This is a genomic window from Maridesulfovibrio sp., assembly GCF_965230075.1.
Taxonomy (GTDB): domain Bacteria; phylum Desulfobacterota; class Desulfovibrionia; order Desulfovibrionales; family Desulfovibrionaceae; genus Maridesulfovibrio.
This window is the reverse complement of record NZ_OZ245945.1, coordinates 649,684-670,846: the sequence shown is the minus strand read 5'-3', so window position 1 is coordinate 670,846 and position 21,163 is coordinate 649,684. Positions and strand designations below refer to the sequence as shown.

General features: G+C 50.1%; 13 protein-coding genes and 2 tRNA genes. 6 read left to right on the top strand and 9 right to left on the bottom strand.

Annotation, left to right across the window (positions count from 1 at the left end; genetic code table 11):
- Positions 1 to 150: 150 nt before the first annotated feature.
- Positions 151 to 3,675, bottom strand: a complete 3,525-nt coding sequence (gene nifJ, locus ACO05Z_RS02955; protein WP_421900340.1) for a pyruvate:ferredoxin (flavodoxin) oxidoreductase — start codon at positions 3,673 to 3,675, stop codon at positions 151 to 153.
- 229 nt (positions 3,676 to 3,904) lie between these two features.
- Positions 3,905 to 6,034 carry a phosphate acetyltransferase gene (pta, locus tag ACO05Z_RS02950; protein WP_421900338.1) on the bottom strand — a complete coding sequence of 710 codons (2,130 nt, stop codon included), beginning with the start codon at positions 6,032 to 6,034 and terminating at the stop codon, positions 3,905 to 3,907.
- 95 nt (positions 6,035 to 6,129) lie between these two features.
- Between pta and ACO05Z_RS02945 the strand changes: the two genes are divergently transcribed.
- Positions 6,130 to 6,348, top strand: a complete 219-nt coding sequence (locus tag ACO05Z_RS02945) for a hypothetical protein (protein ID WP_421900336.1) — start codon at positions 6,130 to 6,132, stop codon at positions 6,346 to 6,348.
- Positions 6,349 to 6,404: 56 nt separating this feature from the next.
- Here ACO05Z_RS02945 and ACO05Z_RS02940 read toward each other — a convergent pair whose 3' ends face one another.
- The 7 genes from ACO05Z_RS02940 to ACO05Z_RS02910 form a co-directional block, all read right to left on the bottom strand.
- Positions 6,405 to 7,943 (bottom strand): SLC13 family permease, encoded by a 1,539-nt coding sequence (locus ACO05Z_RS02940; protein ID WP_421900334.1) that lies wholly within the window; start codon positions 7,941 to 7,943, stop codon positions 6,405 to 6,407.
- 221 nt (positions 7,944 to 8,164) lie between these two features.
- Positions 8,165 to 9,484, bottom strand: coding sequence for a malic enzyme-like NAD(P)-binding protein (locus ACO05Z_RS02935; RefSeq protein WP_421900332.1), 1,320 nt, complete (start codon positions 9,482 to 9,484; stop codon positions 8,165 to 8,167).
- Between the two features lie 92 nt (positions 9,485 to 9,576).
- Complete coding sequence (locus ACO05Z_RS02930; protein ID WP_421900330.1) at positions 9,577 to 10,131, bottom strand: Fe-S-containing hydro-lyase; 555 nt, start codon at positions 10,129 to 10,131, stop codon at positions 9,577 to 9,579.
- Complete coding sequence (locus ACO05Z_RS02925) at positions 10,131 to 10,970, bottom strand: fumarate hydratase (RefSeq protein ID WP_421900328.1); 840 nt, start codon at positions 10,968 to 10,970, stop codon at positions 10,131 to 10,133. Before ACO05Z_RS02925 ends, ACO05Z_RS02930 begins: the two co-directional genes overlap by 1 nt.
- Positions 10,971 to 10,973: 3 nt before the next feature.
- Positions 10,974 to 11,711 carry a fumarate reductase iron-sulfur subunit gene (locus tag ACO05Z_RS02920; protein ID WP_421900326.1) on the bottom strand — a complete coding sequence of 246 codons (738 nt, stop codon included), beginning with the start codon at positions 11,709 to 11,711 and terminating at the stop codon, positions 10,974 to 10,976.
- 20 nt (positions 11,712 to 11,731) lie between these two features.
- The gene (locus ACO05Z_RS02915) at positions 11,732 to 13,585 is read right to left on the bottom strand and encodes a fumarate reductase flavoprotein subunit (RefSeq protein WP_421900324.1); all 1,854 of its coding nucleotides are present in this window, start codon (positions 13,583 to 13,585) and stop codon (positions 11,732 to 11,734) included.
- Between the two features lie 13 nt (positions 13,586 to 13,598).
- Positions 13,599 to 14,246 (bottom strand): succinate dehydrogenase/fumarate reductase cytochrome b subunit, encoded by a 648-nt coding sequence (locus ACO05Z_RS02910; RefSeq protein WP_421900322.1) that lies wholly within the window; start codon positions 14,244 to 14,246, stop codon positions 13,599 to 13,601.
- Between the two features lie 1,105 nt (positions 14,247 to 15,351).
- On the opposite strand from ACO05Z_RS02910, the gene ACO05Z_RS02905 reads away from it, so the two are divergent.
- The 5 genes from ACO05Z_RS02905 (at position 15,352) to ACO05Z_RS02885 (ending at position 21,160) form a co-directional block, all read left to right on the top strand.
- Positions 15,352 to 15,924 (top strand): TetR/AcrR family transcriptional regulator, encoded by a 573-nt coding sequence (locus ACO05Z_RS02905; protein ID WP_421900320.1) that lies wholly within the window; start codon positions 15,352 to 15,354, stop codon positions 15,922 to 15,924.
- Positions 15,888 to 18,074 (top strand): MFS transporter, encoded by a 2,187-nt coding sequence (locus tag ACO05Z_RS02900; protein ID WP_421900318.1) that lies wholly within the window; start codon positions 15,888 to 15,890, stop codon positions 18,072 to 18,074. Before ACO05Z_RS02905 ends, ACO05Z_RS02900 begins: the two co-directional genes overlap by 37 nt.
- A gap of 117 nt (positions 18,075 to 18,191) precedes the next feature.
- A tRNA-Arg gene (locus ACO05Z_RS02895) sits at positions 18,192 to 18,268 on the top strand.
- A gap of 197 nt (positions 18,269 to 18,465) precedes the next feature.
- Positions 18,466 to 18,542, top strand: a tRNA-Arg gene (locus tag ACO05Z_RS02890).
- Positions 18,543 to 18,742: 200 nt separating this feature from the next.
- The gene (locus tag ACO05Z_RS02885; protein WP_421900316.1) at positions 18,743 to 21,160 is read left to right on the top strand and encodes a cache domain-containing protein; all 2,418 of its coding nucleotides are present in this window, start codon (positions 18,743 to 18,745) and stop codon (positions 21,158 to 21,160) included.
- Positions 21,161 to 21,163 lie beyond the last annotated feature (3 nt).

Below are 21,163 nucleotides of genomic sequence, written 5' to 3'. Positions count from 1 at the left end.
CAAAACCAACTATTAGGGAGTCCAGAGGGGTTTAGCCCTTCTGGTCTAATCAAATCGTCAAAAGCGCACAGCGCATCAATTCTCCCAAAAAGGCCCCCGCATCCATCGGATACGGGGGCCTCGTTTTGTACAGACAGTTCCTGAAGCGGACTAGTCGACTTTGTAGTCGATTTCAGCCAGCTGCTTGAGGAGATTGTAGCGCTGCTTGCAATCCTTTTCGATGCCGGCACGCATGGTCTTGGATGCTTCAGGCATCATGCGCTCAAGCATTGCGTAACGGTTTTCACCGGAAAGGAATTCCTGCAGGGTTCCGTCAGGTTCTTTGTATTCAACAACCAACGGATTTTCGCCGTTTTCTTCGCGGCGGGGGTCAAAGCGGTAAAGCGGCCAGTAGCCGGACTCAACTGCGAGCTTACCTTCGAGCTGGGTTTTACCCATACCCTTACGGATACCCTGGTTGATGCAGGGAGCGTAAGCGATGATCAAGGAAGGTCCGGGGTAGGATTCAGCTTCGAGGAAAGCCTTCATGACCTGATTCTTGTTGGCACCCATGGAGATGGAAGCAACGTAAACGTATCCGTAGCTCATCATCATGCGGCCGAGGTCTTTCTTGGAAGTATGCTTACCTGCGGCAGCGAACTTGGCAATAGAGCCGAGCGGGGTTGCCTTGGAAGCCTGACCACCGGTATTGGAGTACACTTCGGTATCCATAACGAGGATGTTGATGTCCTTGCCGGAAGCGAGAACGTGGTCAACACCGCCGAAGCCGATGTCGTAGGCCCAGCCGTCACCACCGAAGCACCATACGGACTTCTTGGTGAAGATATCTTCCTGCTCTTCAATGTCGAGGAGCAGCTCATAGTTGTCAGCTTCTACAGCAAGGAGTTCACGCAGCTGGTCACCAAATTCGAGGGACTTGGCAGCGTCATCCTTGTTTTCAATCCAACCTTTGAGGGCTGCTTTGAGTTCGTCAGTGATGTCCAGTTCAAGAGCCTGTTCCATCTGCTGCTTGAGGCGATCACGGCGGTTGGAAATAGCCATTTCCATACCGAAGCCGTATTCAGCGGCATCTTCAAACAGGGAGTTACCCCAGGCAGGACCGTGACCTTCGAGGTTCTCGCAGTAAGGAGTAGAAGGTGCGGAAGCGCCCCAGATGGAGGAACAACCGGTGGCGTTAGCAATGATCATGCGTTCGCCGAAGAGCTGGGTGAGGACCTTGACGTAAGGAGTTTCACCACAACCGGAACATGCACCGGAGAATTCCATGAGGGACTGCTGGAACTGGCTGCCCTTAACGCTGGTACGGGGCAGGATGCGGTCCTTGAAGGATACGATTTCGGAGAAGTCGTAGTTGGGGACTTCTTTCTCGGTCTGGGTAGCCAGAGGCTTCATGACCAGGGCTTTTTCCTTGGCCGGGCAGATATCTGCGCAGTTACCGCAGCCCTGACAATCAAGGGTGTTGACCTGCATACGGTACTTGAGGCCTTCCATACCCTTGCCTTTGGCATCCATGGTTTCAAAGGACTCAGGTGCAATCTTCATTTCTTCTTCGTCTACGAGAACAGGGCGCAGGGCACTGTGCGGGCAGACAAAGGAGCACTGGTTGCACTGGATGCAGTTGTCCATGATCCACTCGGGAACCATGATTGCAACACCGCGTTTTTCAAAGCGGGAAGTACCCATGGGGAAACGTCCGTCAGGAGAGAATGCGCTGACCGGAAGATCGTCACCTTTCTGAGCAAGGATGGGCTTAACAACATCAGTGATGAATTCAGGCTCGAAAGATTCGACTGCTTCTTCATCTTCTGCGGTTGCCCAGCTTTCCGGATATTTGATTTCAATCAGATTAGCTTCGGCCTGATCAACTGCAGCGTTGTTCATGTTGACGATCTTCTCGCCTTTCTTACCGTAAGCGGTCTGAATGGATTCTTTGAGGTATTTGACTGCATCTTCAAAAGGAATGACGTTTGCCAGCTTGAAGAATGCGGTCTGCATTACCATGTTGATACGTCCGCCGAGTCCAACTTCACCGGCAATCTTAACACCGTCGATGACGTAAAACTTGAGCTTGTTCTGAGCAATCTTGCGGCGCAGTTTTGCGGGCAGTTCAGCTTCCAGCTCTTCAAGTCCCATGCTGGTGTTCAGCAGGAAGGTTCCGCCTTCACGGATGCCGTCCAACAGATCGTAAAGTTTTACGTAGCTGGGGTTGTGACAGGCGATGAAGTCCGCGATTTCAACAAGGTATGTGGACTTAATGGGGCTTTTACCGAAACGCAGGTGGGATACGGTGATACCGCCGGACTTTTTGGAGTCGTAAGCGAAGTAGCCCTGTGCGTACATGTCGGTTTTATCACCGATAATTTTAATGGCCTGCTTGTTCGCGCCGACAGTACCGTCGGAACCGAGACCCCAGAACTTACACTGAACAGTGCCCTCGGGGGTGGTATCGATGCTTTCGCCTACTTCGAGGGAAAGACGGGTAACGTCGTCGTTGATGCCGATGGTGAAGTGGTGTCTGGGAGCCAGAGACTTCATGTTGTCATAGATGGCCTTGATCATTGCAGGAGTGAATTCCTTGGAACCAAGACCGTAGCGACCGGCATAAACGGGCAGGTCGATGTTCATTTCCTTCAGTGCGGTGCAGACATCGAGGTACAGGGGATCACCGATGGCGCCGCCTTCTTTGGTGCGGTCCAGAACAGTGATCTGCTGGCAGGTTGCGGGAATAGCGCGACCGAGGTGTTCGATGGAGAAAGGACGGAACAGGCGTACTTTTACCAGACCGACTTTTTCGCCGTCAGCAACCAGCTTTTCAATGGTTTCCTCAATGGCTTCACAGCCGGAACCCATGGCAACAATTACGTCTTCCGCTTCGGGATGACCTACGTAGTCGAAAAGTTTGTATTCACGGCCGGTGATATCCTTAACTTTAGCCATAGCGTCTTCAACATAACCGGGAACAGCGTCACGGTAGGGATTGATTGCTTCAGTGGCCTGGAAGTAGATGTCCGGGTTCTGGGCGGTACCGCGGGTATGCGGATGCTCAGGGTTCAAAGAACGGTCACGGAAGTCACGGACTTTATCCCAGTTCAGGGCTGCAGCCATATCTTCGTAATCGATCAGTTCGACCTTCTGAACTTCGTGGGAAGTTCTGAAACCGTCGAAAAAGTGTACAAAAGGAATGCTGGATTCAACGGTAGCAAGGTGGGAAACCAGCGCGAGGTCGAGTGCTTCCTGAACAGAGTTGGAAGCGAGCATTGCAAATCCGGTCTGACGACAGGCCATTACGTCCTGATGGTCACCGAAGATGGACAGAGCCTGTCCGGCGAGAGCGCGGGCGGATACATGGAAAACGGTAGGCAGAAGCTCGCCCGCAATCTTGTACATGTTGGGAATCATCAGGAGCATGCCCTGAGATGCGGTGAAGGTACAGGAAAGGTTACCTGCTGCCAGCGCACCGTGCAAAGCACCCGCAGCACCGGCTTCGGACTGCAGCTCACGAACTTCCATGGTGGTGTCGAAAATATTTTTCACACCCTGAACAGCCCACTCGTCAGCCAGCTCGGCCATAGGGGATGAAGGGGTAATAGGATAGATGGCGGCGGTTTCGCACATAGCATAAGCTACGTAGGAAGCGGCTTGGTTACCATCCATGGTTTTCATTTTTTTTGCCATTACTTTATTCTCCGTGTCTTTATGGTTGGGAAGGCGTGCGCCGAAAAGTGTAGCACACGACCATATGCGTTGCCTACCCGTATTTCACCGATTTCGGGCCAATTTCTGCAAAAAACTGATCAGACGATCAAAAAAACCAGAAACCCCAGCACTTCCAAAGTGCGCGTCCAGCCTTAAAGCCGCAGAGAGGCCTTGGAAGTGCGTTCAATCACACAAGAATATTTTTAATCTATTCCTCCCCGGCTTGGTTTTTCTGCCGCTCTTTCTCCGCAATAGCCTGAATGGCGGTGATAGCCACAGTGTTCACAACATCACGCACCGTGCATCCGCGGCTCAGGTCGTTGACCGGTTTTTTCAAGCCCTGCAAAACCGGGCCGATGGCAACGGATTCCGGCTGAGAACGCTGCACGGCCTTGTAAGTATTGTTCCCGGTATTCAGATCAGGAAAAATCAAAACGGACGCCTGTCCTGCAACATCACTGTCGGGCATGAGTTCGGCCCCTACTTCCGGGTCCACCGCAGCGTCATACTGTAGGGGGCCTTCCACCGCTATTTCCGGAGCCATTTCCCGTACCAGCTTGGTTGCCTCTTTGACCTTATCCACGGAATCCCCTTTGCCGGACTCTCCGGTGGAATAGGAAAGCATGGCCACCCGCGGTTCAATGCCGAAAATTTCAGCCGTATGGGCAGAACTGATAGCGATCTCAGCCAGCTCCTGGGCATTGGGATTGGGGTTCACCGCACAGTCTCCATAGGCCATTACCCGATCATTAATACACATCAGAAACACACTGGAGACAATGGAGAATCCGGGTTTGGTCTTGATGAACTCAAAGGCCGGACGAATGGTCTGGGCAGTGGTGGTAATGGAACCGGAAACCATGCCGTCAGCTACTCCGGTATAAACCATCATGGTTCCGAAATAGGTGGGATCGCTCATGCGGTCACGGGCGTCATCCTTAACAATGCACTTGTGCTTGCGCAGCTCAAAGTAATCATCCACAAAGCGGTCAAAATGCTCAGACTTAACCGGATCGACGATTTCAATGCCCTTCAGGCTGATACCGATATCCGAAGCAGTCTGCCTAACCTCATCCTCGTTTCCGAGCAGGGTCAGATTAACAACATCCCTGCGGCGCAGGATATCCGCCGCCCGTAAGATGCGCTCTTCCTTGCCTTCCGGCAGGACAATGCGCTGCTTATCTTCGCGGGCCTTGTGCAAAAGGGTGTGCTCGAACATATAAGGGGTAATCCGTGTGGAACGGCTGGAAACCAGCTTCTGCTGCAGCTCATGAGAATCTACACAGGTCTCGAACAAGCCCATGGCCGAAAGCACCTTGACTTGATTCTCCGGATCAATCTTACCGTGCAGTCCACGCAAAATCTGGGCGGTCTTATGAGTATGCCCCGGCGCAACCAGAATGGGCAGTGGGACCCCCTTCCACCCTTCTATTAAATGATGGACGGTCATGGCCGGCTTGATTCCGCCAGTAAGCAGTATACCAGAAACATTAGGATAAGCATCAGATAAACGCGATGACAAACTGGCGAGGATAATATCTGAACGGTCTCCGGGAGTAATAATCAAGCTGCCGTCGTTGACGTATTTCAGGAAATTCTCAATCTGCATGGCTGCGACCACGTAGTTGTCGATGGGCGTATCAAGACGGTCACGCCCGTAAAGCACCCGGCAGTCCAGCCACTTGACCACGTCAGACATAGTCGGGTTGCCCAGTCTTTTATCATCGGGCAATACGTAAACCAATGGATCGCTTTCGCTCTTGAGACAGCCACGCAGCCTCGCACCGAGATCAGGAGAAAATTCTTTAGCCGCCCGGTTAACCATGACCGAAATAACATCCAGTCCTTTTTCCTCAAACATGGCCACGGTACGGTTTGCAAGATCGCAGATTTCATCTTCGTAACTGTCCATGGCATTGAGCACAGCCAGAACCGGACAGCCGAGGTTGCTGGCTACATCGAGGTTGATTTCAAATTCTACGGCAGCCTCACCGCCGAGGTAGTCAGTTCCCTCGCAGAGCACGAAATCGTAATTCGCTTCCAGTTCCTTGAAACGATCGAGGATATTTTCCATGAGCAGGGAATGCTTGCCGTCATTAAGCAGGCGGGTGGCCTCACTCTGGGTGTATGCGTAGGTGGTCTCGTAGTCCTGTGGAAGCTTGAAATGACGCAGGATGAGATCGATATCGTGATCCCGGTCCCGGTAGTTATCATGAATGATGGGTCTAAAAATCGCCACCTTGCGCAGGTGGGTCAAAAGCAGCTGCATTACCCCGAGAACAATTGCAGATTTTCCGCTCCGGGCCTCAGTCGCCGCAATGTATAAGCTATTTGACATTCTTTCTCCTGAATTCAGTTACTGCATGGGAATTCACTAATACCAAAAGTTTTGTTTTTAATCACGTCTATGAGGTAACGGAAAAAGAGTCATTTTTGGAGACACCCGGCAAAGCCACAGGAGGTGCTGATGAGGTCCGCCATGCTGCCTTGAATATAATGCTGCAACCCTATGTAGCGCTAAAAAGGCAAACAGGTCGTGGCCCTGCCGGGGGGATGCTTGCGGAACATCCGGTGTCTCCCGGTCCGAATTTCGGACGCAGATATGGAATCCGCAACCATCGGCTGCAGATAAATTTCAAAGAAATATTTTAAATACCTTGAGAAATCAGTTTCCGGGCGGAACTGGCCGCCCGGAAACGTAGGGGGTGTTACTTAGGCATAACAGCCCAGTCTGGGAGGACACTTAAATCAATACCCCAAAGCACCGGCAACAGGTAGACCACGGATATGGTAATCAGAATTGCACCGATCATGTTAAGCCAGAAACCAGCCGAGGCCATCTGCTTGATGGACACACAGCCGGAACCGAACACAACAGCGTTGGGCGGGGTCGCAACCGGGAGCATGAATGCAAAGGATGCTGCCACACAGGCACCGATAATAGTTGCAAAGGGGTGTACGCCCATAGCGATTGCCGCACTACCCATAATGGGTACAAGCAATGTCGCGGTGGCGGTGTTGGATGTGATTTCAGTCAGGAAGATGGTAATCAGAACCACGATGGCAACGAAGGCCAGAATGGACAGGCCGTCGAGCATGGTCAGCCTTGAGGCAATGAAGGTTGCCAGACCGGTCTTTGAGAAACCGTTGGCGATTGCCAGACCACCACCGAAGAGCAGGATTACATCCCAAGGAATTTTAACCGCGGTTTTCCAATCGAGCAGGAATTCGCCTTTCTTAAAATTGGTAGGAATGGCGAAAAGGATCAGAGCACCAAGGATACCGATGGTTGCATCATGAACAAAACCGAAGTTGGGCCAAAGTTCTTGAACAAAAGCCATTTTCTTCAGGAAGCCGCGGGACAACCAAAAAGCGGCTACAAAACAACCGACGATAACGATATACTTTTCTTCCTTGGACATGGGTCCGAGGGCTTCGATTTCTTTATCAATGATAGCTTCACCACCGGCCAGTTCCAGACCCTTGGCCGGGAACAGAACTCTGGTCAGAATCCACCATGAAATACCGATCATAACTGTGGCAAGAGGAACACCGTAGAGCATCCACTGGCCAAAGCCGATCTGCACGCCGTACATTTTGTCGACCATACCGACCATTACGGTATTCGGAGGAGTACCGATGATGGTACCAACACCACCCATGGAAGCAGCATAGGCGATACCGAGCATAAGACATTTACCGAAGTTGGATTCAGGACCTGTGTTGGCACAGGCTCTGAGATCTTTGGAATCAAAACCGGTGGCCTGCTGGATAACAGCAAGACCGATGGGAACCATCATCATGGTTGTCGCTGTGTTGGAAACCCACATGGAAAGGAATCCGGTAGCGATCATGAATCCTAGGATCATACGTCCGGGGCTGGTTCCAACTGTTTTAATGGTATGCAGGGCGATACGCCTGTGCAGATTCCACCTTTCCATGGTTACAGCCAGAAAGAAGCCGCCCATGAACAGATAAATGAGATGGTTTGCATAAGGGGCACAAGCCGCTTTGGATTTCATTACACCCAGAAGCGGAAAGAGTGCGATAGGCATAAGAGATGTCGCAGGAATGGGAATGGCTTCGGTGATCCACCAGATAGCCATCAGGGCCGTTACTGCCGCAACCTTCCAAGCTGCCGGGTTCATCCCCTCGGGAGCCGGAAGAAAAAGCATGATCAGGAAAACTATCGGCCCTACAAAGAAACCGATTCTACGTCCGTTACCACTGTCTTGTTGATCGCTCATAGTCCCTCACTTGAGCTTGTGGCCTCCCTCACGGAAAAAATGTTCCCTTATGCCCCGCCATGATTATATTACCAAACCGGGTTGTCAGCGCACTCGGAAAACACCTGCCTGATCCGTCAGGACTGCCGATACTTTACATACAGGACCTCACCACCATTTGTACCCTCCCGGCCCCGAAAGACCGGGAGGGGTTAGTTTTCAAAGTAATTATTCAAGCAGAATTAGAAATCGAGATTGTAGGACTTGATGAAATCACCAACGCGTTCTCTAGAAGCAGCCAGACGCTCACGCAGTTCTTTCTTGTATTCTTCAATGTCGATCTTCTTGCGGGCTACACCGGTATCCATAGCAGCCTGTGCAACAGCAGCTGATTCGAATTCGATCAGACGCAGGTCAAGCGGCTTGGGAATGATGTAGTCGATGCCGAATTCAAGCTTATCCACACCATAAGCTTCGCATACGTAATCCGGTGCCGGAGTTTTTGCCATTGCTGCCAAGGATTTGGCTGCGGCAATCTTCATTTCTTCGTTAATGGCGGTGGCGTTTACATCCAGTGCACCACGGAAGATGAAGGGAAAACCCAGAACGTTGTTGATCTGATTGGGGAAGTCGGAACGTCCGGTACCCATGATGGCATCGGGACGTGCTTCCTTGGCGTCAGTGTAGCTGATTTCAGGGTCAGGGTTTGCCATTGCAAAGATGATCGGGGAGTCAGCCATGGACTTAACCATATCTTTGGTGACCATGCCTTTAACAGAAAGACCGAGGAATACGTCAGCGCCCTTCATTGCATCAGCGAGATCTTTGTACTCTTTATCGGTAGCAAAGGACTGCTTCTGCTCGTTAAGACCTTCACGGCTGTTGTTGATGTGGCCGCGGGAGTCGAACATGGCGATGTTTTCAGGCTTGATGCCCAGAGATTTATAAAAGTTGGTGCATGCAACAGCAGAAGCACCTGCGCCGGAAACAACCAAACGCATATCTTCAATTTTCTTACCGGTGATTTCAGCAGCGTTGATCAGTCCAGCACCGGAAATAATTGCGGTACCATGCTGGTCATCGTGGAAGACCGGGATGTCCATTTCTTTTTTGAGCTTTTCTTCAATGTAGAAGCACTCGGGAGCCTTGATGTCTTCGAGGTTGATACCACCGAAGGTGGGCTCCATTGCTTTTACGATTGCGCAAAGCTCATCAGGATCGGAAACATCAAGGTTGATGTCGTAAACATCAACGTCTGCAAAGACTTTAAAGAGAACGCCTTTACCTTCCATAACCGGCTTACCGGCTTCGGGACCGATATTACCGAGACCGAGGACTGCGGTGCCGTTGGAAACAACCGCAACAAGGTTTCCGCGACCGGTGTAGAGGTAGGATTTTTCTTTGTCTTCAGCAATTTCCTTGCAGGATTCAGCAACACCGGGGCTGTAAGCCATGGAGAGGTGTTTCTGGGTATCACAAGGTTTTACGGGAACGACTTCAACTTTACCCTTTCTACCTTTGGAATGGTAATCAAGAGCTTCCTGTTTAGTGAAAAGAGACATAAATATTTCTCCTTAATGTTAGATGCCTCCGGCGGCTTAAACCCTTTTAATAAGTCTTCGCCGCTTCGAAAGGCCATCAGTGCTTTAAGATTTTAAAGACCCGCCGCCTTGCGATCAGGAACGGCGTACAATTCGCCACCATGGGAATCATTAATGACCAGCAGAGGAAAATCCTCAACAGTCAATTCCCGGATGGCTTCAGGGCCAAGTTCATCAAAGGCGATAACTTTCGCTTCCTTGATGCACATGGAAAGCAGAGCACCAGCACCTCCGGTAGCTCCGAAATAAACAGCTTTATAATCCTTCAGGGCCTGCTTGACCTCATCATTACGCTTACCCTTGCCGATGCTGGCCTTCTGGCCGAGGCTGTGCAGCCGGGGTGCGTAAGTGTCCATACGGTAACTGGTGGTCGGACCGGCAGAACCGATGGGCTTGCCCGGAGGGGCCGGACTGGGACCAACGTAGTAAACCACCGAACCTTTAAGGTCGAACGGCAATTCCTTGCCGTCGTCGAGCAGGTCACAGAGTCTCTTGTGGGCAGCATCACGGGCGGTGTAGATGGTTCCGGTCAGTTTGACCACATCCCCGGCCTTGAGCTGGACCATATCTTCATCAGTCAGCGGAGTGTTCAGCTTGTATTCAGCCATTAGAGTACAACCTCCTCGTGCCTTGAAGAATGGCACTGGATGTTCACCGCCAGCGGCAGGGACGCAATGTGACAGGGGCGCATTTCGATCTTCACGTCAAAGACTGTGGTCTTGCCGCCCAGCCCCATGGGGCCTATGCCGAGCTTGTTGATATCTTCCATGAGCTCAGCTTCAAGCTTGGCCATTTCCGGATCGGGATGAGGCTCGCCCACTTTGCGCATCAGTGATTTCTTAGCCAGCAGCGCGGAATATTCGAAAGTTCCACCCACGCCGATACCGACCATGGTCGGGGGGCAGGGGTTGGGTCCGGCTTCGGCAACACGCTCAATGACGAATTTCTTGATGCCTTCCCAGCCCATTGCCGGAGCCATCATGGTCACCCGGCTCATGTTCTCGGAACCGCCACCCTTGGCCATGAAGGTGATTTTGATCTTGTCACCGGGGACGATATCAAAATGGATGATGGCGGGGGTATTGTCCTTGGTATTGGCCCGGGTCAGGGGATCACAGGCGGACTTGCGCAGAAAACCTTCGTCGTAACCCTTGCGGACACCTTCGTTGATGGCTTCACGGATGTTCATGTCTTCAACGCGGACATCTTCGCCCATTTCAACGATGAAGACGGCCAGACCGGTATCCTGACAGAGCGGAAGACCGGATTCAGCAGCCAGTTCCCAGTTTTCCTTGATCTGCTTGAAGACCTCTTTCGCAGCCGGAGAATCCTCGGCAGCGGCACATTCTTCAAATCTTTTTTTGACATCTTCGGGCAGGTAGCGGTTTGCGCTCACGCACATTTTCGCCACAGAATCGATAACCTGTTCAGCTTTAATGGTACGCATTGCTTACTTCCTGAATATTTCTTTGATTGCGGTGATACCCATCTTGCGGCGCAGGAAACCGAGCTGGTTCTGCAGCGGCAGATTCTTGGGGCAGACATCTTCGCAGCCGAGCAGGCCCATGCAGCCGAAGATACCTTCATCATTACCGATAATTTCAAAGTAATCGCGGTCAGTACGCTGGTCGCGGGGGTCAACGACGAAACGGGCAACGCGGTTAAGCGATGCAGCACCAAGGAAGTCGTCACGGAGTCTTGCAGTACCGCAAGCAGCAACACAACAACCACACTCAATGCAGCGTTCCAGTTCGTAGATCTGTTCAGCGACTTCGTTTTCCATACGCTCTTCAAGGGCGTTGGGATCAAAGGTCTTGTTGGTGTGAATCCATGATTCTGTGGACTGGTACATTTCCCTGAACCAGATACCGGTATCAACTGAAAGGTCACCGATCAGTTTATATACAGGCAGGGGCAGCAGGGTTATGCGTTCAGGAAGATCAACGGTCTTGGTCTGGCAGGCCAGACGGGGTTTACCGTTAACAACCATGGCACAGGCACCGCAGATGCCCGCGCGGCAACAGAAGTCAAAAATCAGGCCGGGGTCCTGCTCTTCGCGCAGACGGTTCAGCGCGATGAACAGGGTCATGTTCTCGGTTTCATCCAGCACAAAAGTCTGCATATGCGGAACCGACCCCTTATCCTGAGGATTGTAGCGGAATATATCAAATTCGAGTTGTCTGCTCATTTTAATATCCTTGTCAGGGGTTATTTCTTGATAGTCTTGGCTTCAATCTCAGCCTTGTCGGCTTCGATAATAGTACCGCCGCCGTAACCACGGTCTCCCGGAGGAATCTCGTAGTGGGGAGTGGCTTCTTCGTACTGCAGTTCAGGCATATCAGCACCTTCACGCCAGTAAGCCAGAGTTCTGTTCAGCCAGTTCTTGTCATCACGAGCGGTGTAATCCTCGCGGTTGTGAGAACCACGGCTTTCAGTACGTTCAAGAGCAGCCTTTGCGATGCACAGGCCCAGTTTGACCTGACCTTCGATCTTAAGGGCCGCAGCCAATTCGTGGTTTGCGCCCAGACCGTCGGAAACAAGACCGACATTGCGCGCTTTTTCAAGAGTACCCTGCAGGGTATCAATGCATTTTCTGAGTCCGGCATCGTTTCTGAATACAAAACAACCTTCCATGAGGGCGTCCTGCATTTCTTCACGAACCCTGTAAACATTTTCCTTACCGTTGGCACCGCTGCGCAGATTTTCGATGCGGTCCTGCTGTTTGCGGACGGCTTCTGCAACCAGAGAGGTTTTGAAATCGGTCTCGTACCCCTTGAGGAACTCAACGATCTTGGTACCGATGATACCACCGGCAACAACGGTTTCAGCAAGTGAGTTACCGCCAAGACGGTTGAAGCCGTGCATATCCCAGCAGGCAGCTTCACCGGCGGAGAACAGACCTTTGAGGCCGTAAACCGCACCATCTTTATTGGTACGCACGCCAGCCATAGTGTAGTGCTGGGTCGGGCGGACCGGGATGAGCTGTTTGCGGGGGTCAACGTTAAGGAAGTGATGGCAGATTTCATCAACTTCACGCAGTTTGGTGGAGATATGCTTGTCGCCGAGGTGGCGGATATCAAGCCAGAGGTGTTCGCCATAAGCGGATTTAACACCCTTGCCCTCACGCATATGATGAGTCATCCAGCGGGAAACAACGTCACGGGAGGCCAGCTCGGCCTTTTCCGGTTCGTAAATGTTCATGAACCGTTCTTCGTTAACGTCGAGGAGTGTTCCGCCGTCACCACGGCAGCCTTCGGTTACCAGAATATCGGTAGGTACGATTCCGGTGGGGTGAAACTGGATAGCTTCCGGGTTACCAATGGGTACAACCCCGGTATCGTGGGCAATGATGTGCCCGCCGCCGTCGCAGATCACCGCGTTGGTGGTTGCTTTATAGATACGCCCGAAACCGCCTGTGCAGATGGCAGTGGCCTTGGAGAGGAACACTTCCAGTTCCCCTGTACGCAGGCAGCGGACAACCGCACCGGTACATTTATCGCCATCATGGATGAGGGAGATAGCTTCCTTGCGGTCGAAAACATCAATTCCGAGTTCGGCACAACGGTTATCCATGGTACACATGACCGCGTGTCCGGTTCCGTCAGAAGTGTAGCAGGTACGCCACTTAGCGGTACCGCCGAAGGAGCGGGCTGTGATCAGGCCGCGCTTTTCTTCTTTCTCTTCTTTTTCAAATTTCTCGCCACCTTTGAAATAGAAGGATTTACCGGGAACAACTCGGTTCCAGGGCACACCCCAGTGTGCAAGTCTGCGCATCTCAATGGGAGCTGCGTCTGCGAAAAGACGGGCCACTTCCTGGTCACAGCCCCAGTCGGAACCGCGAACAGTATCGCCGAAGTGGACGTCTACATTATCTCCCTCGCCCTTGGCACAGTTACCCAGCGCGGCCTGCATGCCGCCCTGCGCTGCCGATGAATGAGACCGACGTGCCGGGACAATCGAGAGACAAGTTACATCAAAACCTTCCTGGGCCGCCTCCACAGCCACGCGCTCGCCCGCCAGTCCGGCGCCGATAACAAGGAGATCTGAGTAATATGTTTGCATTTAAGAACCCCGTTTAACTTAAAGTGATGAACCTGATCAGGGTGATGATGCCGATAACCATAAAGGTCGCAAAGAGAATGGATTCAAGCTTCTTGGCCTGCTTCCTGTTCTCAGTCCTGATGAAACCCCATTTAACGCCGATGCGGTAGAAGCCCACGCTGACATGAAGCTCAACGCAAGGCAGAAGGACCAGATAGAAGAGCATCCATCCGCCTTCAGCTACACGGGCCGCCGACTTTGCGGCAGTGATGGGAAGATCATTGAGCACAACCCACATGTGGATGGCACCCATTACGAGGATGACCATTGCGGTCACGGCTTGAACAACCCAAAGCCAGGTGTCACGATGCTTCAGCATTTGTGCATGCTGCAATATGGTTGCCTGCCCTTCCGCACGGAAAGGTATCTTTCTCGCCGCCAGCGCGAAATGTAGCAAAAAAGTTAAGAAAATCAAAGGGCCACCGACCTGCGCCATGTATGTTGCTTCAAAGAAATGAGCAATAGCGTTCATAATCTTAGGCGAAATAACTACCGAGGAGACCAGAATCATGTGACACCACATAAAAGCCACAAGTCCGGCACCAGTTAGCATTTGCAGCCAGTCGAGGACCGCATCCCTCTTACCTGGACGCGCCACGTGCATACCTACGTTTACAGCCATAATCATCCTCCTTTGACGGAATTTCTCCCGCATTAATGGATTACCAACATGACCTCATCAGCATGAGTACTGTGGTACTGAACCGTTGCCGCTCGCAAAGCAGCAACTCCACTTCCCAGAAAACCACCCGGACAATGTCCGGAACCGGATTAAATACCCGGCTTAAAAGGCATAACCCCCTTTACAGGGAATATTTTCGAAAATGGATAAAGGAACCTGTGCAATGAGCACGATGAATTAACCGATTCCGCTTGCGGAAACGGGCTGTTTGTATAGCTGTGTGCAGAGAAAGGAATTATGGAAGCCGAACTTTGATTGTCCTCGGAGTATATAGAGGCTGGCCCGACAGTAGATTTCGGTGAATAAAACAAGGCAAGACAATGCAAAAACAGCAGGAAACACTGACCCATAAACCAAGAACGGCTCTGGAGACAGTTTTTCCCTGAATTCGCAAGGACAGGTCCCACCCCACCCTCTACGAATATGTTTTGACTGAAAACTGGCATACATCCCCCGGCACCCGAAGAGTTTGAAGTGCAAACTCAGAACACCTGCATCCCTTCGGGGAGATTTTAATTCAACCAGATCACAAAACCTGTAACTTACATTGTCAAATATACGGCTACTTCGCCCGTTGTGGACTGTTTCGCCATTTAGTTGTAACCTTTCTAACACCCCTTAATTGGCTGGTCAATCAATTTCGAAAATTTTGTTGACAACTTCGTGAATTTTTGCACTTGCACATAAGTATTACTTTTTTTTAAAATGTATTATCGATTCAAACTCCTGATAATCCATGCATAATATGTAAAAACTCACAGCACTCGCACTTTGCACGTCTCGAAATTCATATAAAATCCCCTGAAAACATTTTGAAAAAGCAGTAAATATTTCAATATTCAACCTTGTTAATTTTTCTATTGAGTACTAATGAAAAATATGAAAGTCAGAATCTGGCTTCAGCAGAAGTCCTTTTTATCCGATTGAAACGGTACGATGGACACGCTTACGTTACATTGGTGAATACTTTCTCGTAACTGCCTGTAGATACGGTTTTCTTGCTGATCCCCGTACCCGCGACAGACTAACAACGGAGCCGCCCCTTATGACTAAAAAAGAAAGAATCCTGCTAGCCGCGCAAGAACAATTCGGTGAACACGGTTACACAGCAACCACCCTGAAAATGGTTGCAGATCACGCTGGTGTGGCTTCGGGACTTGTCTCGCATTACTATGGAAACAAGGACAATCTCTTTCTTGAATCGGGACGGGAATTAATCGACCAGATGCTGGGTATCCTGACCGATAAGGCAAAAGAAGGTAAGAGCGGACTGGAAGCATTAGGTATTTTCGTACAAGCTTACTTTGACTTTACCATGGTCCACAAAACCACCTTCCCGACCCTGCTGCGCAGCTCCCCTTTCAGTGATGAATATCCACACCTTGACCGCACCCACATTGCAGAAAAATTCAAGCAACTCATAGACCGCATTGAAGATTATATCAGGCAGGGCATGGAGGACGGCTCCATCCGGGAAGTACCACTGCCGCAAACATCATATCTGGTATACGGAAATATTGTCGGGGCGGTGCGTACCGAATTCCTGACCCCTTTCCAGATTGACAATCTTTTCAAAGACGCATGCCAATTCATAATTCGAAGTTTAGCCAGAACCTGACCCGGTTCAACATTCCTTTGCTGATGGGGGCGGTCTTTGCTGCTTCCCTGGGTACCGGAGTTTTCACCTTTACCCTGCCACTGATGAACCTTGATGAAAAAGCGGGCGGCATGTGGCTGGGCAGTGGTTTTGCCGGATATTTTCTCGCAAAACTGCTCATCGCACCCCTTTCCGGAAATTATGCTGACCGCAACGGCAGTTCCAAGCCGCTACTCCTCTCCTGCGGTCTGGCCTTCCTGCTTCCGCTCCTGTATCTGGTCTACCCGGCCATAGAGACTCTTTACGTAATCCAATTCATCCTCGGACTCTGTGCCGGAACAGTGCGCACGGTCAGTATGGCCGCCATCGGGACCTCCATGGGCGGAGAAAAACTTTCCTCCCGTTTTGCCGTACTCTCAGCAGTAATGAATTCATCCTTCCTGCTCGGCCCATTGCTGGGCGGCCTATTATATATAGATAAGGACTACCTTCCCGTACTGGGAGCCATGTCCGCTTTCATGGGGCTGGCTTTCATAATTTTCTCACTTTGTGCCAAACACCTGCCCACCCACATAGCAGAACACAATAAGACCGAAGACATCTCTCCTGGGCCACGTCATTTCCTGAGCATCATGACCGCCCTTTTCGGACGGGGCATGGGTATCGGCAGCCTGATCGCCTTTTATCCGGTGCTACTCAAATCTTCCCTGCAGCTCAGCCCCGGCAGCACGGCTTTGCTCTTTTCCATTCCCAGCCTTGCTACGGTATTGTTACTGCCTATTTCAGGAAGGTTACTGGCAGGATTCGAACGCAGGCTGACCACCGCTACGGGCATGCTCATCAGTGCGCTGGCACTCTATATCCTCGGAAGCTGTTCCACTATTCCCGGATTTATGTTTACCGGAATCCTTTCGGGAATAGGTGCGGCCATCTCCATGCCTGCGTCCATGGCCGTATGCTCGGAGCTTGGTTGCGCAAAAGGTAAGGCTTTAGGGTTGGCCAACATGGCTGCCAATATCGGTTTCATGGCTGGACCGCTTTTCTGCGGACTTATGGTCAGCACCAGCGGACAAATAGACACCCCCTTCAAACTGACAGCCATTGTCGGGGCCATAAGCGCCCTTTTCATATTATATGAAGGGATAGCACAAAAAGGATTTAAAAAATCCGGACTTGCCTTTGCCACACTCAGTGCACTGGGCCTGTTCCTGCTTGTCCCGCAAAATCTTGAGCAAAACCGGGAGGACCAGACCTTCCGCTACAGTGACGTTGCAATGGGAACGGTGGTCAATCTGACCATACCCGGCGGGGACAACTCAGCTACCCGCACGTCTGCCAAAGAAACTGTAACCATAATGCACCACCTGCAAAAGGACCTCGACCACCGCAACAAGCGCGGCTCCATTGGCCGGGTTAACCATGAGGCAGGCAAAAAATCTGTGCGGGTATCGGATAAGGCTTTTAAAACAATCCAGCGCGGTATAGAAATCAGTGAAAAATCCGCCGGAAGCTTCGACATCACAATCGGAGCTATTACCACAACCCCGTTTTACTACGCCTTGGATAAAAGCCGCTTTGCCGGACACAAGGAACTAATCAATTACCGGCTGCTGGAAATTGACCCGGCTGAAAACCGGGTGTTCCTGCCTAAGAAGGGTATGGCCCTTGATCTGGGCGGCCTTGCCAAAGGGACCATCATCGATGCTGCCGCTGAACATCTGAAAAGATCAGGAATCAAGACCGCAATGGTTGAGGCCGGAGGGGATTTCATGGCCTTTGGTGACCGCAATTGGACCATCGGCATTCGTAATCCACGCGGCAAAGGTATCATCGGGCATATCAAGATTAAAAACAGCGCGGTATGCGGATCGGGTGATTATTATCAGTTCATCACCCCGATCTCAAAAGATGACAAAGCAAGAAAGCATCACATATTTGATCCGGCCCTGCTGCAATCATCCGCTGAAAGTATTGCCACGACTACAGTAGCTCCTGATGCCGAAACAGCCGACGCCCTGGCAACAACTGTATTCATTATGGGACCGGCTAAAGGAACTAAATTTATGGAAAAGCACTTTCCTGATTGTTCTGCCATGTGGATTCTGCCGGATATGAGCATAGTGAGCACAAAAAACTTTCCGTCTCTAACTTTAAACAAAAACAAACAATAACAAACACTTAACGAAAAAACAGCAAGCACTGACAACTTCTTGTTCACTAAAAATATAATTTAATTTAAAATAATGCTTGACCTTAGAAGGGTTTCTCCATAGAACCCTCTTCAACGCGCGCCTGTAGCTCAGCTGGATAGAGTGCCGGACTACGAATCCGTAGGTCAGAGGTTCGAATCCTCTCAGGCGCGCCACTTAGCAAAATCAAATGGTTACGATCTAAATCGTGGCCATTTTTTGATTTAAAGATTTTTTGAAAAATCGTTTTTTGTATCCTCAAACAGATTGAGTCCCGTTTTCAACGAAAACAGCAAAAGCAACTTTTTTTAAATTTTTTAAAAATTTTGCTTGACGATTCTGAGGAATACACATAAACACTTCTTCTCGACGCGCGCCTGTAGCTCAGCTGGATAGAGTGCCGGACTACGAATCCGTAGGTCAGAGGTTCGAATCCTCTCAGGCGCGCCACTTAGAGAATTCAAAGGGTTACGATCAAATGATCGTAACCCTTTTTTCTTTCCCGCCGCAAAACAATCTATTTTTTAAGCATTGAATAGCATTACTTTCTTGTCCCATACCCTGAGCAGTGGTATCGTTTTAAAATGAAGGCTTCATCCCCGTACGGGATGGACGGTCTAAGCCTGAAACTTTAAAAAAACGATGCACCCATGAAAAGCATAGTCACCATACTCTCCCGCTCCATACTGACTCTGTGCTTCTCATCGATTCTAATTTTCGGTGGGATCACTGTTTATTTCATGATCTGCGACTACCAAAACGAATTGCAGGAAGCCAAGACTGAAATCATGGGCGGAGTGCAGGATTCCCTGAAAAAAGATGTTTTCAGAATTCAGGACTACATCAAGTTCAGCCGAAAAACAGCTAGAAGCGCAAGTCTTAAAGGTGTCAAAAATTCCATCGAGGAAGCCCACAGTCTGGCTATGGAACTCTACGGAACTTATAATAACATCATGCCCGAAGAAGAGCTCAAACAACTCATCAAGACAACTCTGCAGGCTATGATTTATGATTTCGACGATTCTTACCTTTTCATTGTCGGAATGGACGGAGTGCTGGAACTACATACTGACGCCCCGGATACGACAGGTAAGAATGTACTGAACTCCAAAACTTCCGACAGCAGGTATATCCTCAAAGAAATGATCAGCCTCGCCGATAAGCGGGGTGAGGGCTACATTGACTACCTTTGGACCAAACCCGGTCATTCCGACCTTTCATACGAAAAGACCTCTTTCATAAAACTATTTGAACCTTATCGCTGGGTGCTTGGAACCGGGAATTACCGGGACACAATCACCAAGCACACTCAGGACCTTGTCCTGAGACGCCTGAATAAATTAAACTCAAACGGCAATGAATATTTCGTCGGAACTCTTAAAGGGACTTCTCTGCTGGGAGAAAACAAAGGACGAAATATCATGGAGCTTAAGAGCTCAGACGGTATTTTCATCGTTCAGGAGTTTATTAAAAAAGCTAAATTGGGCGGTGGGTTCATTACTTATAAAAGCCCCTCAATATCATCCGGCTTCAAGACTTACAAAAAAATGAGTTATTGCGAAGCAGTACCGGGTTGGAATTGGGTTATCGGGGCAAATATTAATATTGAAAGATTGGAAGATAAACTGAACCAAAAAGAGGCTCAGCTTTGGGACGGTCTGTTACTGCATATCGCTGCTGTAGTAAGCCTTGTACTCCTATATTCCTTAATAATCCTGTTCTTTTCAGGACGATTCAAAAGGATCTTGGCTGATAATTTCAATTCATTTGAAAACTTCTTCCGCAAGGGGACAAACTCTACGGTTAAAATCGACCGCTCCAAAATCGATTTCACAGAATTCGACAATATGGCAGAACTGGCCAATAGTATGATCGACAGCAGGGAATCAGCCAAAAGCGAACTCCTCAAATCGGAAATAACCTACCGCGAAATATTCAATGCTACTAAAGACGCAATTGCCGTTCTCGATATCCAAAAGCGGGTTTTCACTGACGTCAATCAGACCTTTCTGGATTTCTTCGGCATGGAACGGACTGAAGCAATCGGCATGAGTCCCGAGTTGATCAGTTTCAACAGCCCCCCATATGACAGCAAGTATGCCGCAGAACTCTTCAATAAGGCTCTCTCCGGGGAATCTGTTCATTTTGAATGGATGGTTAAGAAAAAAACAGGAGAACCCTTCTGGACCGACAACCTTGCCCGGGTGGCGTCCATCGGCGGGCAGAAAAAACTGCTCATTGTAATGCGCGATATTACCGAGCGAAGAAAAATGCAGAAAATTATGGTCCAAAATGAAAAAATGATGTCCATCGGCGGATTGGCCGCAGGCATGGCCCATGAGATCAACAACCCGCTGGGTATCATCATGCAGGTCACCCAAAACATTATTCGCCGGACATCCCCGACATTGAAAAGCAATCTTCCTGTTGCGAAGAAATGCGACATAGATCTGGATAACCTACGAAACTATATGGACAAAAGGGGAATCAACGAATACCTGCGCAGTATTCAGGAAGCGGGGACACGCGCTGCCGGGATAGTAAAATCCATGCTGGAGTTCAGCCGTAAAAGTAATTCTTCTAAATCTTCCGGCAGTATTGAGCCGGTAATCGAGACAGCTCTGTCACTGGCGGCAAACGATTATGATTTCAAGAAAAAGTATGACTTCAAGACAATTAAAATTATCCGCGATTTCAATTCATCACCCATGTTCAACTTCACGGAGATGGAAATCAGTCAGGTAATCCTGAACCTGATCAAAAATGCGGCTCAGGCACTTGTGGAAGAAAAGAACACCCACAAAATACCAACCATCACTATCAGAACCTCTTCAGACGAGAATTTCGTAAGGGTCGAAATAGAAGACAACGGCCCCGGAATTGAGCAAGAAGATCTGGAAAAAATATTTGAACCTTTCTACTCCACTAAAGGGCCGGGAATCGGTACCGGGCTGGGGCTATCGGTATCCTATTACATCATCACCCAAAACCATGGGGGAACAATCACGGCAGACTCCAACCCCGGCGAAGGGACCAGATTCACGATTTCCCTGCCCATCTTAACTTAAGGC